At 46.7% G+C, this 16752-nt stretch carries 7 protein-coding genes and 1 pseudogene; 1 reads left to right on the top strand and 7 read right to left on the bottom strand.

Annotated features, from left to right (window positions below; all coding sequences use genetic code 11):
- Window positions 1-95 precede the first annotated feature (95 nt).
- From DLM76_RS20070 to DLM76_RS20055, 4 genes and pseudogenes are all read right to left on the bottom strand, one after another.
- Complete coding sequence (locus tag DLM76_RS20070) at window positions 96-683, bottom strand: sigma-70 family RNA polymerase sigma factor (protein ID WP_118966346.1); 588 nt, start codon at window positions 681-683, stop codon at window positions 96-98.
- A 177-nt stretch (window positions 684-860) separates the two neighbouring features.
- Window positions 861-1515, bottom strand: a pseudogene (gene murI, locus DLM76_RS20065) (glutamate racemase); the annotation flags it as partial.
- Window positions 1516-1548: 33 nt separating this feature from the next.
- Window positions 1549-2853: a pyridoxal phosphate-dependent aminotransferase gene (locus tag DLM76_RS20060; RefSeq protein WP_118957708.1), complete on the bottom strand. Its 1305-nt coding sequence runs from the start codon at window positions 2851-2853 to the stop codon at window positions 1549-1551.
- Between the two features lie 37 nt (window positions 2854-2890).
- The gene (locus tag DLM76_RS20055) at window positions 2891-3997 is read right to left on the bottom strand and encodes a S1C family serine protease (protein WP_118966344.1); all 1107 of its coding nucleotides are present in this window, start codon (window positions 3995-3997) and stop codon (window positions 2891-2893) included.
- On the opposite strand from DLM76_RS20055, the gene DLM76_RS20050 reads away from it, so the two are divergent.
- Window positions 3996-5093, top strand: coding sequence for an aminopeptidase (locus DLM76_RS20050; RefSeq protein WP_118966343.1), 1098 nt, complete (start codon window positions 3996-3998; stop codon window positions 5091-5093). The genes DLM76_RS20055 and DLM76_RS20050 overlap by 2 nt on opposite strands.
- Window positions 5094-5314: 221 nt before the next feature.
- Here the strand turns inward: DLM76_RS20050 and DLM76_RS20045 are convergent, their stop codons facing one another.
- The 3 genes from DLM76_RS20045 to DLM76_RS20035 are packed head-to-tail and all read right to left on the bottom strand — an operon-like array spanning window position 5315 to window position 16750.
- Window positions 5315-13093 (bottom strand): beta-propeller domain-containing protein, encoded by a 7779-nt coding sequence (locus DLM76_RS20045; protein WP_118966378.1) that lies wholly within the window; start codon window positions 13091-13093, stop codon window positions 5315-5317.
- Window positions 13094-13098: 5 nt separating this feature from the next.
- A complete protein-coding gene (locus DLM76_RS20040; protein ID WP_167450808.1) occupies window positions 13099-13725 on the bottom strand; it encodes a DUF1318 domain-containing protein in 627 nt (208 codons plus the stop codon).
- A gap of 10 nt (window positions 13726-13735) precedes the next feature.
- Window positions 13736-16750: an LIC_11026 family protein gene (locus tag DLM76_RS20035; RefSeq protein ID WP_118966342.1), complete on the bottom strand. Its 3015-nt coding sequence runs from the start codon at window positions 16748-16750 to the stop codon at window positions 13736-13738.
- Window positions 16751-16752: the final 2 nt, after the last annotated feature.

Raw genomic sequence — 16752 nt, 5'->3', positions numbered from 1 at the left:
ATTGCCGAGGATTTCCCGCCTCCTCTCCTCCTCCACCCAATCCGGGCGGGGCCGCCTTTGATCACGGAAGATCGTAGGAACTACAACAAAATCCATCACGACCAATCCTTGAGTTTGTCGCGCAATTCCAAAAGTCCAGTTCGAATCCGCGACTTCACCGTTCCTAAAGGAAGTTCGTATTTTTCCGCGATTTCGCTCTGACTGAGCCCGCTCCAATACGCTTCCTGCAACAAAATCGAAATTTCCGGAGCTAAAGAAGCAATCGCCTCGCGAACCCGCGCCCGCAACGAAGAATCCATTGCCGCTTGAAACACGGAATCCCGGGCAACTCCCGGTTTCTCCGTAAAGATTTCCTGAAACTCGGCGCTTTGTTTTCGATTCTTATAATCGGAAGAACGCAACTTGGAAACCGCCGCGTTACGCGCAATCGTAGTCATCCAAGTCAAGGGAGAAGACCGTTCGGGATTGAATTGATCCGCCTTGTTCCACAAAATCGTGAATACTTCCTGGAGAATTTCCTCCGCTTCTTCCCGATTCATTAGAATTTTATAAATTACGGAATAGAGCATCGAACCGTAGAGATCGTAGAATTTTTCGATCGACTTGGGATCTTTTCGGACGATTCCTTCGAGGAGAGACTGCGCCTCGGAAGAATTCTTCCCGAAAAAAGAGGATGCGGACACGTTACGCTCTGGTTCGCGATCCCAAAAGATCGGACGCAAGCGTAGAATGGAACGGATCGTCGCTGTTTAGGATGAGTTTGTATGTGAGAGAAGCGGATTGCAGACCGTCGAGATTCGAATTCTGTGCGGCTGCATCCGATTGTAAAGAACGAAAGACGATCTTATCGATCGTTCCGTTTCCTTGCAGAGAATTCAAAAGATGCCGAACCGTTCCCTCGTTTCCATCGTAGAGTTTCACTCCCGGAAAATTCGTTTCGATGATTCGCTTTAGAAAAACGTAATGCGTGCAGCCCAACACGAGATTGTCTACATTCTTCTCTTTCAATTCCTTCAAAATCGGTTCGAGATACTTTTCCGCCTCTTCGAATTTTCCCTGATCCACGAGACCGGCCAATCCGGGGCAAGAAACCGGTAGAATCAATTCTTCCGCTCGTAATTCCTTTTTGAGCTTCTGCAGTTTTTCTTCTCTTTGTGTAACGGGAGTCGCGAGAAGAGCGATTTTTTTTCCGGGGTTTTGTTGAATCGCGGGTTTGATGGCGGGTTCCATTCCGAAGATCGGAATCGTAAATTCTTTCCGAAGCGTTTCCGCCGCAGCGGAAGTCGCGGTATTACACGCAAGCAGAATCGCCGCCACGTTCTCCTCTTGCAATCGAATACAAACGTTTCGTACGATTTCGAGAATCGTCGAGGCATCCTTTTCCCCGTAAGGACTGTTCTTTAAATCTCCGTAATATACGATTTCAATCGGAATTTCGTATTTTAGAATTTCCTTAAGAACGGACAAGCCGCCCATACCGGAATCCATCAGTCCGATGCGAAGCGGCTCCTTCAAACTCGAGTCCCCATTCTCCCCTTCCAACCGATGTTAGGCGGAAGCGATGTACTCCGCGATCTTGTCGCGAAGAGTTTTGTAGATCCAGTCGAACTTTTCCTCGTTCTCCTCGAGAAGGGTCACTCTAAATCCGTCCTTTAACGTGCAGAAGGCGGACAAAGGAACCACGCAGATTCCCGTGGAGGCAAGCAGATAATACACGAATCTTCGATCGTTTGCGGCGGAGCCGAGAAGCGGCTGAATGAACTCGTCCGCCTTTTGATTCTCCACCTTCAACTTCATCTTGGAATTCAGAACTCCGTCGTCGAACGCCACGGTCAGATAAAACGCGCCTTTGGGCTCGACGACCTTTACACCTTTCATTCCCGCAAAGTATTCGGTCGCTGCTTGAGCGCGTTTTTTGAACTTCTCGTTTCTTCGCTTTAAATGAGGAATAAAATCCGGATGCGAATACACTTCCGGAATCGCCATTTGCGGCAAAGTGGTGGAACAAACCTCGAGCATCTTGGCGTCTAACAGCGATTTTACGTAACGACTGAAAACCGGGTCCTTGTCCTTGTTGAAAATTTCGAGCCATCCGCAGCGTCCGCCCGGCCAAGGAAATTCCTTGGATATGGATCGAAGCGCCATTCCGGGAACCTTGTCCCCGATGACTTCCGAAAGATGAAGAGGTCCGTGATCGGAATAATTCACGTGCGCGTAGGTTTCGTCGCAGATCAGCATGAGATCGTATTTCTCGCAGATGGCTACGATCTTCTTCATTAAGGTTTTATCATATACTGCGCCGGTCGGATTGTCCGGATTGATCAAAAGAATTCCCGCGATGGAATCGTTGTAACGCACCTTGTTCTCGATGTCCTCGAGATCGGGCATCCAATTGTGTTCGGGGAGAAGGTTATACGTTAGGTGTTCGTATCCGCTGTGCGCGGCTTCCGCGGAGGAAATCGTGGAATACGCGGGGCTCGGTCCGAGAACGCGGGCCTCTCTTCTCATAAAACCGAAAATTTTCGCGACTGCGTCTCCGAGTCCGTTGAAGAATAAAAGATCGTCCGCGGTGATCTGCGCTCCGCCTCTTTCGTTCACTTTTTCGGCGAGAAATTTACGGGTCGGTTCGTAACCTTGCGTGGCCGTATAGGCCCAAGATTTGTCTTTCAACACGAGGTTGGAAACGATTTCTTTCATCCAATCGGGAATCGTTTCTCCCTTTTGAATCGGATCTCCGATGTTTTCATACGTGATCTGAAGACCGAGAGCCTCCAGTTTTTTTGCGACGGCTACGATCTGTCTGATTTCATAGATCAGAGCGTCCGCTCCGCTGTGAACGATGTTTCTTCTCATCCCGTCTTTCTTTTTCCTCTAAAAAATTCTACTCTACTTATTTCTGAATCAGCTTAACCGGAAGTTCGAGCATCGCCTTCTCCCGGTAGATGCGGAGCTTGATCTTGCCCCCCAATCCCACTATTCCAACCTGTTCGCGCAGATCATTAATATTTTTGATCGGAGTTCCGTTCGCCTCGAGAATAAAATCGTAACGTTTGATTCCGCCGAGTTCCGCCGAAGATTGCGGGTCCATGTCGTAGACAAGAACTCCCGTCCAAGATTCCGGAATCCCCAATGCGATCCTGTGATCCGGAAGCGGGACGGTAGCCATCACTCCGAGAATCGCAGGTCGAATATGTCTGCCTTGATTAGACTCGATCATACGAATGATCTTCAGCGCATAGTTGCTTGGAATCGCAAAACCGATGCCGGAGTTCCGTCCAGTCTCGCTTCGGATCAAACGGTTGATTCCGATGACTTCTCCATAGATGTTCAAAAGCGGGCCGCCGCTGCTGCCCGGGTTGATCATGCTGTCGGTTTGGATATGGGTCTGACCGGTTTCGTCCAAATCTTCCCTATATTTTGCGGAAACGACTCCGACGCTGAAGGAACGTTCCAAACCGAAGGGAGAACCGATCGCGATCGCCCAGTCCCCGACTTCGATTTGATCCGAATCTCCGAAGACGATCGGCTTTAGACCGGAACCTTCCCTGATTTTTAAAAGTGCGATGTCCGCTCGTTCGTGACTTCCCACGTATTTCGCGGAATGAACGCTTCCGTTCGAAGTGATGACTTCTATGCTTTCCGCGCCTTCGATCACGTGATAGTTCGTGACGATATAACCTTTTTCATGCACGAAGAATCCGCTTCCGAAAGAAGCCAATCTCTCGTTTCTAAAATCGAAGTAGTGATACGGACTGGAAATCGATTCGCTTTTTTTCGTGCGGATCGAAACGACGGAATCCTTCACAAGATGATATACGTTGCGAAAAGAATTCTGAATTTCGATCGCCGACTTTTGTTCGCCGGGGCTGATCGGACGTTTGCCGGAGAAAAGAGAAGACAACGAACAATCCTTGGGAAAAATCAGAACCACAATCAGAACGGTGAAAAGTATTCCGTTGATTACGACTACCTTCGGGAGCGAGCGTAAAAATTCCATGTCAGAACCTAACTTCAATTCTCTCGATACGAAGAACAACCGTAAATTCAAAAGCGCTGTGAAAATAGGAAGAATCGGATTCTTAGTCGTTCTTTGTTTCACTCTGCAAGGTTGTGTGGGTTATCTCTGGCATTTGGGAACGGGGCAGCTCGACATTCTACTCAAGCGAAAGTCGATCGAATCCGTATTACAGGACCCGAACACGCAACCGGACGTCAAAGACAAACTGAAAGAAGTCGAAAGCTTCCGCGAATACGGAATCAAAGAATTGGCTCTCGATCCTTCGGCCGGATTTAAGTCGTATGTGCAACTCGATCGGGAAGAATTGGGTTGGCACGTAGCCGCCTGTTATCCTTTAAAATTGGAATCGTATACCTGGTGGTTTCCGATCGCGGGCACGGTTCCTTACAAAGGATACTTCGATTTAGCAAAAGCAAAGGAAGAGGAAAAAGAACTCAAAGAAAAAGGATTCGATACGAGAATCCGAATTACCGCCGGATATTCCACGCTCGGCTGGTTCGAAGATCCGGTCTTTTCCTCTCAGCTCGACGGGAAGCCGCACGAGATCGCCTCACTCGTGTTTCACGAAATGGCGCACGCGACCGTGTATTTTCCGGGCGATTCCTTATTTAACGAGAGTTATGCGAGTTTCGTAGAAGAAGAAGGCGCATTCCGCTATTTGGAATCGATCGAAGGAAAAGAAAGTGCGATCAAAAAGGAAATTCTACTGCACAAGGAAGAATCCAAGAAGCTCAAAAAGCTTCTCGTGGAAACCGCAGGCAAACTCAAAACGTTATACGCCACGGGCGCAGCCGATTCCGCAAAACTCGAAGGAAAACAAAAAATCTTTCAGGAATTTAAGAATACGCTCTTATCTTTAAAGGGAGAATTCAAAACGATTGATGTAGAAAAGCTCGCCGCAAAAAACTGGAACAACGAAGACTTCGTGGGTTATCTTCGTTATCATTCCGGCACGGATTTTTTTAAAAACGAATTCGTAAAGGCCGGCGGCGACTTCGCCAAGTTTCACGAAAGAATGAGAGCGCTCGTAAATCTCTCCGGCGAAGAACGCAAGAACTTACTTCAGACAAAGTAGCGCGCGATTCAGCGGCGCTCGAATTTTAACGGAAAAACCGTAGGAGTTCCCACAAATGACAATAGATTATTGGATTGAAAAGGATAGAATTTTCTGATATAGGAAAATCCCCCGAGTTCTCCCACAAAGCCCGCCTCCACCGCCCGATTAGGGTGGGGGCCGCATCTATTTTACGGTGAATTCTGTAGGACCTACGGCGATCCCGATGATCCGACCAAGTTCTACTCTTCCAAAATAAAACTGTTCGTATACAGACGATATCCGTTCCAAACCCGATCCAACGGATGCGCCTCTTTGATGGCGTCTAACGTCTCCTGAAAGCGGATGTAAAGAGGGATTCTCGTTCCGCTTCGTTTCGTAAATCGTTTTAAAAAATCCACGTGAGCGGTGTCCGTCTGATCTCCGATAAAGATCACTCCGGGGCTCAAGAAATTCTGAGCGATCCAATAAAAAGAATCCCTATAATTCTGAATATCGTATCGTTCCTCGTCGAGATACGAAGACGTATAAATCCAATTCCCTTTTCTCAACGTTCCGTACGATTCCGGAAGGGAACGTCCTCCGAAACTCAGGCTGACCTGGTTGACGATCTCGAGCGGTTCCTGAAGAATATAAAGACGGCTTTTCGGATCGGAACCGAGTCTGCCCGAACCGACTTCGAACGCCTCCAAATCCTTGAGGGATTTTTTCCAACCCTCATGCGACTTCGCTCCCGCTAAAAACTGAATCTGATACTCGGGAACGAATTCTTCTTTGGTGGAAAACACGGGATTTGCAAGAAGAGATTCAGGATCGTTTACAAGAAAGTATTTATCTTCGGTTCTCGGCACCAAAGGAATTCTAAAATGATACGAACTCAAATACAAATAGGTCAGTTTGTTCTTGGTAAGTTTTATATTTCTTCTGTATTCGTTTTCCAGTTCTTCTCTAAGAAGAACTTCATAACCTCCGCGTCCTGCCTCTTCCAAATAACGGAACAAAGACGCTCTGAGTTTGCGATTGTCCTTAAACGCGAGATCTCCTTTGGACTTGCCCTTTAAAAAACGGATATAAAAGGATTCAAGACCCAAATCCATTACAGCGAGAAATTCCTGATCAGCCGGAAGTTTTTCTTTGAGTCGTTCGGCGACGGAGGAAAAAACGCCGATGTCCTTATAATCCGGATTTGCGTTCAAGATCAAAGGCCTTGCCAAGGAGATAAAATCCTTTGCGACCGCAAGATCGAAGAATACTTCCGAGTTGTTCTTTTTAAAACAAAGCTTCTGAAGATAAGTAATCCAATCTAAAAGTTCGGTTCGTTCTTTGGCGCTGAAATTTTTTCCGCGTTTGGCGCGGATCGTAGAATTTAAGAATTCGATAAACTCGCTTGGAGATTTAGAGGCGGCTTTTTCATAGAGAACCAGCCATTCCGTTTTTTCATCTCCTTCGGAGAGTGCGGGATTTTTTCCCTGAAGAAAGGCGAGCTTATTCAGAAGAATATTCTTATCTTTGAATATGATTTTGTAATCGTTCCCCGTTTTGAATTTGGAACCGATCCGATCCGCCCAATCCTTCGACTTGGATAATTCTCCTCTGGAAAGCAGCGCCTGTGCGTAACCTAAAACCATCCGCAGCGCGCGGGATTTTCCGCCGGAGTTCCATTCGTAATCGACGAGGGATTCGGCGAGAAGATCGGTTTCCTCGTTTTCCTGAAACGGAACGCTGTATAAGATCAAGTGATACAAAAGGCTTCTTTCTTCCGGATCCAAAGATTCGAACAACTTCGGAGAATTTCCGTGAACTTCGGAATACAAAGAATACGGAGAAAACCAAGCCCCCGTGATTTCGCTTTTCCAATTGCGGAACAATCGTTCCCGAAATCTTCCCGTATCTTCCTCGTCCTCTTTTTTCTTTATAACTTCGAGAGCCTCTTTCCAATTTCCGGAAAGAATCAGATACAATTCTTCCTTGCGGTAGATTTGATTTTTGGAAAAAGCCGCACCTTGCAGAAAGTATTTCTGCGCGTATAAACCCTGGAGAATTTCCTCCACGTTTTTGGTTTCTTCCGCGTCGTTCGCATTTTCGAGAGCGAGTTTCCCGGCAAACTCCCCGACTTCCGGTTCGTATTGGGTTCTTGTAAATTTTAGAATATTCTTATAATATAAATAAGGATCGTAAAACGGGGATATCAAATTCTCCGCAATTTTCAAGGTTGCGGGAGAAACCGGAATTCCGTTTCGAAACGAGAACAGGGATTGGAGCAGATTCTTTTTTGCCGCGTCGGTCACGTCATCGGGATTGTAAGAATCGCAATCGGAAAGGGTTTGATCCAAATAACACGTAAGGAGCGCGGAGAACAAAACGGAATCCTTGACCGAAGTTTCTTTCGTGTTTTTCAAAAGTTCTCCGTAAATTTCCTTCAACTTTGTTCCGGGAGAAAGTTTCCATTTCAATCGAAGCAAATCCAGTTCTCCGGAAAGAACAGGATCGGCTCCGTTTTGAAAGGATCGAACCGTGTAAGCGTGCGTATAAGCTTCCCGAACGTTTTCCTTTCGTTCGCTTTGTCTCGCAGTCGATTGGGAAACTCCGCTCCGTTTCGGAGATTCTTTTTTGCGCAGAACGGTCGATCCCAAGTGAATGCTTCCGGTTACTTCTCCGCTTAAAATATTTTCCGGTGCGACGGTTTTACAAACGGCTTCCATAAAACAAATCGATACGTTCCGAATCCCCGATGCGTTTAGCACCTCGTAGACCTCGGATATTTTCCCGAGATCGGGCTTTTTAGTTTCGTAAAACAATGCCGAGGAAACCTCGTTTCGATTGTGAAACAAATCTCGGATCGAAAGATGAACGGAAGAATTGCTTTCTCCGAAGGAATTGTCTCCGGGAACGTTCGGGAACGGGCCTACAAGCAAGTCCGTATCTAAAAGTCTCGGAAGAACGGAGTTCGAGGAAAGTTTGAGAATCTTGAGCGACGAATCCGTGTTAGGCGATCCGTCAGCGATCGCGGCGCTGCGAAGGACTCTTCTGTCCTTTTCCTGCAACGGTTTTAGATGAGAAGGTCGAAAAATCAAAGAGGATCGTTTCGGAAGAAGATCTTGAACGGTTTCCAAATCGATCGAATCCCCGAGTTGAACGAACCAAATCTTTTGTGCGGAAAAAGGAATTTTTCCCGAGGCCGCAATTTGTTTTAGAACTTCCGCTACTTCGCCCTTCGATTCGATCCATTCTTCCTGAGTCGTAGAGGCTCGGTGAATTCGTATCTTATCCTTTCCGGTTTCGATTCGTAAATATCCCTCTCCGTTTTCCAGTAAACCGGATACGGACGGTTCTTCGGAAAAAATTCCGAGATATCCGTCCAGATTCGGATTTTTCCGAAGCATCGCGGCGAGTTCCGCTTCCAAATCCCGAGTCGACGTTTGATATTCTTTCAACAACGCTTCCGAACGTTCGCGTTTTTCCAATGCGCTTTGAATCGCGGCATAAACCGTTTTTTGCTTTTTAAGAAGATTCTGCAGCTTCGCGACTTCTGCCGTAAACGCCGGATCATCCGACTCGTGCGGAATTTTTACGAACTGACGATATAGATTCAACTTGTGCAGACGGTCCAAATTCTTAAATCCGTCCGCCATCCTTCCAGACTCGAAGCTGATTTCGGATTGTATTTTAAATAGTTTGTGTATTACGAAATACTTAAGTTCGCTTATCAAATGCGGATTCGACATCAAAAGCCCGGCGGCCCGTTCGATCTTCTCCCTCGCTTTGGAGAAATTCTTTTCCTTTTTATGAATCTCCGCCTGGGTTACAAGAGTCTCGATCCATTCCTGAACGTAATAGAATTCGTTCGCGGACTCGGCTGCGAGATCCAAAGTGGAAATCGCCTTTTCGGTATCTCCCAATCGAACATACAAAGAAGAACGGCTGATCGAATACAAAAGCCGTTCCTTTCTGGAATACGGATCTCCGGCCAGACCCACGACTTCCTTCGGAACCATCGAAGGGTTTTCCAGGAGGCCCGCTGCGAGACCGAACAATTCGAAACCCGTGATAACGTCGCCCATTCGAAACGCCTGTTCGCCTTGATAGTAGTAAACCAATGCCAACATGGGATCGTGATCCGGAAACGCATTATAAAATCGGAATATACATTTTTTGGTTTCGGAATGAATCTCGTCTTCCCGGTTCTTTGAGTCGCCCCGACAATCCCGTATGAATTTTCCTTTAGAGGAAAGAAGACGTTCCGCCGCCAGTCGGAGAGTTTCTCTTTCTAACTTCGGATCCTCTTTCGCGTTTTCCAAATGTGCGAAGTACGAATAGAGTCCTCTTTTAAAGGAGGTTCTCGCCTTTCCCGCAAAACCGTTTTCGGTTTCGAACGTTTCCGCGTCCGAGTATGTTTCGATCGCCGTCTTAAATTCTTCCCGTTTAAAATGAAGATAACCCAAATCGTTCAGAGAATTCGATCGAATCAAGGAACCCGCAAGAGTCGAACCCAGACCTTTCGATTTGATATACGCCATTCTCTTGTTGATTTCTTCGATCGCACGTTCCGCTTCCATCGATTGAATCAGGTTATTCACTCGAATCCCGCTCGTCATCAAGGGTTGAAACTTAGGAGAAATCGCTTCGGGAAATCTTCCCTCGCCCGAGATACGCACTCCGTCGGGAAGCGCGACCTCCCAAATCACGTCCCAAAAATAATCCCAGAACGTGAGCTTGACTCCTTTCGGAATCCAATCGGTTCCGCCTCGTTTCGATACGATGCGGTCCGCTTCTTCCAGATGAGAAAACGATACTTTATATTTTCCTAATTTTTGATAACAAAGCGCGAGACCGTTGTGAAGATTGACCGGATCGATCCATCCGTCGTCCCCGTTTAAGGACAAAGCGTCCTTGTAATACAAAACCGCATTAGAGAATTCTCCCGATTCCATATACGAAAGACCGGTTAACGTGAACAGAAGAGCCAGCTTGAGTTTGTATTGCTGTAGTTTTTCCGCGCTGTCCTTTCCTACGAGAGTCTTTTTGGATTCGTTTTCGAAATACAACGCGGACGCCGCCTTGAGTTTTGCGACAGCGGACTTGTAGTCGGCCACGTAAATCGAAGACCGCGCGGAGTTGAAAAGGAACATCGCCTTTTGACGGTAATTCTCGAACTGCGTTTTGGAGATGATGAAATCGGAAAGGGAATCGACCTTGGAATACTGCTCGTTCGCTCTCGGATAATTCTTCAAAAGAAAGTAGTTGTTTCCGAGGTTCAATCTTAGATCGGAAAGAGCTTTTTTGTTTTCGAAATTCTCCCCTAAGAGTTCGAGAACCTGACTGTAAAGTTCGATGTTCTCTTCGAAATTTTTTTCCGGAAAATATTTTTTATAAACGCCCGCATACTTCTCTTCGTCGCTCGGCTGATCCTCTCCCGATTTTCTGTTTTTAAGAATGTCGACGTATTGATACATCCATCCCAAAAGCTGATATGCCTCGTAATATCGAGGATCGGCGAAGATGATCCAACGAAGTTCGTATTCCGCTTGTTTGAAGTCCCGGAGGATCTCTTCTTTTCTCGCGGCCGTCATCGAGTTGGCGGTATTGTAATACGTTTCGCGGATCACGCTTCGGTTTACGAGATAATACGAATAACCGTACAACGTAGCCAGATCCAAAACCGGCCTCGCACGCGGAACGGCGATCTTATAGTACTGATTGATGTAGGCAAGCCCCTCTTCCGCAAGAGGGTCCACGCTGCGGATATCGATCACGTCGAGTTGATTCAAAAGGGCTTTTTGTTTTTCTTCGCTTAACGATCCGGAGAGTTTGAATACGGAATCGACCATCATCCTTTGATAATATACCGCGTATTCCTTGTATAAGGTTTCGAGAAACAGGTTCCTGCTTTTGACGAGAAACATGTTCTCGGTGTTGTAGAAATAATGGAAGGCGGCGTCCTGCAGATTTCCGCGACGATCATGATCCCTCGCCTTGTTTTCAAAGTAGATAAAGGAACGTTCGATTTCCTTTTCGTCCAAATCGACTCCGAGAAGAGGATCGTATTTTTCCAAATAGATGCGGAGTTCGTCGAACGATTTCTGAACTTCTCCGAGCCCTTTGAAGTTGTTCGATTTTAAAAGATGTCCTTTTAAAAAAAGCGGATCGGTTTCGGGAACGCCGCTCAAAAACGTATTCAACAAAGAATTGCTTTCTTCGAACGAACCTTTTCCGTTTAATCCCAGAGATTTAACGTATAAGAAATATTGAAACAACCTCTGAGACTTCTTTTCCAGAGAATTGGACGCGATCGAGGTTTCGGCGGCGTTCGTGCGCTCCGCGAAATTCTTTCCTTGAATGACTTCCCGATCGATCTGTTCGTACAAAAGCCGAAGATCCTCTTTTCCCGCCTGCGGATCGTTGGCCACCCGAAAAAAAGTTTCGGGGATTTTGTAGCCGCGCAAGGAAGCGTCCTTGTATTGAAGATCCCCCGATTTTCGATAGATGTCCCGAATTCGATAATACGAAGGATAGTGATTTAGAATTTCATCATATACTTTGAGCGAATGATTCACGTCCCCCGCTTTTCTCGCAAAATCCGCCTCTTCCTCCAAGAGAGAAGCAAACAGATCCTTTCCTGCGGAGGAAACGGTCCGCATCTGATCGTAGTATTTTCTCAGCTCCTGAATCGCAAGCGAAGGGGACGACTTCCGTTCTCCCGCAAGAAACAAACCGTATCCGAGACCCGACACCGGATTCAAACGGGAAGAGAAGATTTCTTTTCTGACGGAATCGGCGACGTTGGTATGTCTTGTTTCCTTCGCTTCTTCGTATTTCAGCAAGAGCGCTTTGGCGCGGATCAAAGGATAAATTGGATCTTCGGAAAAATAGAATTCGATCGCGTCGATCGCCAAAAGAAAATCCTCGAAACTCTGCTTATCCCTGTATTTCAAAGCGAGTTCATATTGGGAAATGATGTCCTTCTCCTTGGAAACGGAACCCGAAGCGGGAATAAAATAGATATTAAGAGTATTATAATATGCGGCGGTAAATAGGATGGAACCTCCGTTAAACGAAGAAAACTTCGAATCGAACAAAGAATCGTTTCCCGATGTCAACTGACGCACCGAGCCCGTTTGCAAATCCTTACGGACGATCAGACTGTTGTCGCGTTCGTCTAATCGTCCGTTTCCGTTCGAATCCTCTCGGATCGAAGTATAGTATAAATACCGTTTATCCGAGGAAAGAGAAGGAGAAAAATTCAGATATCCGTCCTTGGTCAAACGCGTCTTTGCTCCGGAAACGAGATCCAAAAGATACACGTCCCCCGTGGGACTTTCGTGATACGAAAGATATACGATCGACTTTCCGTCCGCGGACCACTGAGGAGAATCCCCACCTTCCTGCGTGAGAAGTTTCATCGGTTTTTCGCCTTCCGTGTCGAGAACGACGAGATTCTGAACTCCCGGAGTCAGACGATCGGAGGAGAAGACTACGTGCCGATTGTCCGGAGAAAAACTCGGATTCGTATCCGTATAAGAATCCTTTTTACCCGGTTCTTCAAAATCAGGATTCGTTAATATTATAAAATCCGAATTTAAAAATCGTTTCCCCTGGAGAATCTTTTCGGCCCAAAGATTCGGATCCATTTCGAGCAAAACCAAATCCCCGGACGAATCGTATTGTTCCGAAACGAAGACCAGTTTCTTTCCGTCCGGGCTGATCGCCGGTTTAAATTCGGGCGCCGGGTGTTCGGTGATCGGAACCGTGATCGAACTCTTTAAGTCCCGAAACCAAATGTCGTAGTTTCCTTTTTGTCCGGTCGTATAAAACAAATATCTTCCGTCGGCGGTCGTCGAGTTGTATAAGTTATTACCTCTTTGCACCGTAAGGGGAAAGGGCTTTTCGTTTTCGGGCGTGAAGTAGTTTACGGCGATGGAGGAATAATTGAACTCCAAGGGTTTGATCTTGGCGGAAGCGCGAAAGATCGAACATTGATAGAGAAATATAAAACTGCAGAAAAACGAAAGAGTAAATCGCATGGGAACTATTCCTTCCGCACCCATTTACCGGGAGTCTTTTCGTAGAATTCTCCCGTTTCCACAAGGCGATACCAGGTTTGTTCGAGATGTGTTTTGAGATGTTCCGCGCTTTCTTTGGACGCCACGGCGCCTTTCTGTTCCCCGCCTGCACGAGAAGAGACTACCTTGCTTCTGTGATCGTTTGTAAGCGCGATCAGAGAATCGATTCTGGACTTCACATCCTTCTTGGAAAGTTCGTTCTTGATTCCCGCTTCGGAAGAAGCCGGATTGATTCTCAGCTTACCGTCCAAACCCTCCGCTAAAAATCCCTCTTCTTTCCAAGTTTTGATTTCGGGCGCGAGATACGCGAGAGCCCTTAAGGACATTAGAATATTCTTATCGCCTCCCGCGTAGTTGTCCCCTGAAAAATCCTTTTTCCAAATTTCGGAACCGGCCGAAGAGGTTTTGATTGAAGAGATGAGCCATCCGTCCTTTTCCAGAATCCGATCCTCTCCGATCATCTGTTTTTCGGAAGAAGTCTGCGTCTGTGTAAAGGTGATCAACGGCGATTTGATGATACAGCCCGAAAAAAAGGCTGCAAAAACAAAGGATAAGAATATTAGAATTTTTTGATTGAGAATCGAGGGCTTCATCCTGGTCTCCTTACTGATACGTATCGATTTCGGATCTCGCTCTTTTGAGAAAGTTCGCAAGAGGCATTCTCTGCTGGGATATCTGACTGTTTTCCAAATTGATGATCGTATTTAAAATGGAACGTTTAAACTGAATGACTGCGTAGACGAGTCCTTTCGACAATTCGACCTCGATCTTATCCACGGCGTAGCTGTTGTAAATAAAATCCGTGAAGATATTCGAAGGAGTGAAGATGTTCACCGCGCTTTTCGCGAAGTCCTGACCGATTTGAAAGACGCTGAAAAACAGATTGATGTTCGGAATCGGGTCCGCGAGATTTCTCCCTGAAACGTTGAGGTCTGCCTTGATCTTACCATCGTCGATCTTGGATCTGCTTTTCGGAGGAAGAAGCTGTTTGAGATCGATGTCCTTGATCTGAACGACCGCGCTGAACTCCATCTTTTCGGGTTTTCCTTCCCCCACGTTTACGAGAATATCCTTTCCGTTCACCAAACCGTCGAGGGTAAACACTTTCAAATATTCTAATTTAAGAAAGTTCTCCGAGTAGTCTATGCGCGCGGATAAACCGGGTTGGCCGTTTTTCGGTTTCACGTAGTCGAACGGAATTCCGCTGATCGAAGGATGCGTGCCGACGATCTGTTTGATCGTGAGATTCGGAACCGGAATTCTCCCGTAGGTTTTGATGAACTTTTCCTTGTTCCCTTCGATGAGATTCTGCGTAGTCTTCAAGGAAAGGTCGTGAACGAACGGAAACTCCGCGTTCAGACCTTCGATCTGATAGAGTTTACATTCCTCTCCGGGACAAAACGCGTTCGCATAACCGAAGTTGGAGTTTTTGGAAAGAAGACTTCCGTTGGCGATGGAATTCTTCAGACGAAACTGAATCGCAAACAAACCTTCGAAACTGATTCCTTTAAAGAGATACGCGATCTTTTCGGATTTTAAAACGATGCTTCCTTTCAGATCGGGAATCAGATTTCCGAAAACTCCCTCTTCGTTTTTGGAAGCGGCGCGTAGATTTCCCGCGACTTCCATCTTGAATTTGGACTCGAACGCGGTAAGATCGAACTTCTGCAACGCGATGGAGGAATCCTTGGCGATCTTTACGTCCAAATCGGCCTTGAGGTCGCGGACCTGAATCCCCGGTAAGTCAAAAAGAAGTTTCCCAAAGATCGACTGCGCTCCGTCTACGATGGAATAATCGACCGCGCCCGTTAGAGTAATCTTATTTCCGAGATTGTTCCGAACCGGCACAAGACTTTCACGAAGAGAAAGGGGCAATGTCGGAGTCAAACGATCCAGTTCCGTCTTTAAAACGAGGGAAGCGAGATTCATCCGAAAACCCTTCGTCAAAAACAAATTTCCCTGCGTCGCGATCGAAAGGGATTCCTTTCCTTCGGTTCCTTTCGTGATCAGCGATAGAGAATCCAGACGGACGATATCGGGCACGAACGGTTTTCCGAATTGAATCTGGGATTTTAAATCCAGATTCACCGGAATCGGAGCGGATTTTCCTCTTCCCATCGGAAACCGAAACCCCGCAAGTTGAACGGCCCCATTCGCATTCAAAGAATGGAATGTTCCGCCGATCTTCATCTGCAACCCGAGAATTCCGTTCAGCGTCTTCACGTAATCGGTCAGATTGAGGTTCTGAACCGCAAGATCCAAATCGACTTGAGAACCGCGAGTGATGCTCCCCGTAGCGGCGAGCCCGATTCCGTTGTAGGTTACGAGAAATTCTTTGAGTTCTAGATTCTCCAGAATGGGAAGCGGCTTACCGGCGTTAGGCGACTCTTCCGTAAGAGGATGAAGAATGGAATCGGCCACGATTTTGAGTTCGGGAATCCTGTGATTCTTCCCGCCGATCGATACGAACAAATCCTTCGCGGAAAGATCGGCTGAAACTTTCAAACGCGTGTCTTTTCCGGAAATCGTGATCGGAGCCAGACGCAATTCTCCATCCAGCTGCATCTTTGGAATTCCGGGGATCGTGGATAAAAAATCGGAAAGCGGTTTTAAACGGATCGAAGATTTCGAAATCGAGAACTGAACGTTTCTTTCCTTGGAGGAAACTCCCGCGATTTCTCCCGCTCCGGACAACCAAACGTCCTCATTGACCTTGAGTTCGAGACGATCGAGTTTGAGTTTGTCTTCTTTTTCGAGATAACCGAGTTGGTATTTGAGACCGAATCCGAACGGTGCGAGAAGCTGATTGCGAACCCGGATCGGAACCGAATCCGAACCGATGTCCGCTTTCGAAACGAGCATTCCTCCAGGGATGGAATCGTCGCGGGACAATTCAAGACCGAGACGAAACGGTTGATCCAAAGACTTAGAGTTGTCTTCAAAATAAACGCGCACCGTTTTTTCCGGATTCATTTTAAAGCGAACTGCGTCGACTAACTGCAAAATGCGAACGTCCAAAGGAATCTTTCGAAAACGAACCGTATCCAATTCCAATCCGAGGTTGAATCCGTCGATCCCCGCCTTATACGAAGAAGCCCCGGATTCAGAAGAGACGTGAACAAAGATATCCTTGAGTTCGAGACCCAGATACGCGCTGACGGGAATGTAGGTCGAAATCTCTTCCAAAGGAGAGAAAGGTTCTTCCTTTTGCGGAGGCGCGGGCGAGGAAGAAGCGAATAATTTCGCGAGATTCCATTCTCCCTTTTTTTGTAAGAGGTCGACCTGCAATCCGACGACCGCGACGCGCGAGAGTTTGGCTCTTCCGAAAAAAACCCAGGGCAGATTGTATGAGAGTTCGATTTCTTTTGCCGAGAGAACCGGTCTTTCCTCGAAGGACCCGTCCGATTTTAAAAGAAGATTTTCAAGTGCGATTCCGTACAAAAGCGAGAACTTCGTTACGGTAAAACTCGCACTTCCCCGAATCGATCCTTCGAGAGCCTTGGAAAGAATCCACTGCCCCGTGAATCGATTGAAAATCAGTTTGTAAATAAATAATAGACTAAGAAGGGAAAAATAGAGACGTCTATGCTTTTGGAAATGACGTTTGAAAGTTTCCACGA

It is taken from the genome of Leptospira yasudae, from assembly GCF_003545925.1.
Taxonomy (GTDB): Bacteria; Spirochaetota; Leptospiria; order Leptospirales; family Leptospiraceae; genus Leptospira; species Leptospira yasudae.
This window is presented reverse-complemented; position numbering and strand designations above follow the sequence as displayed.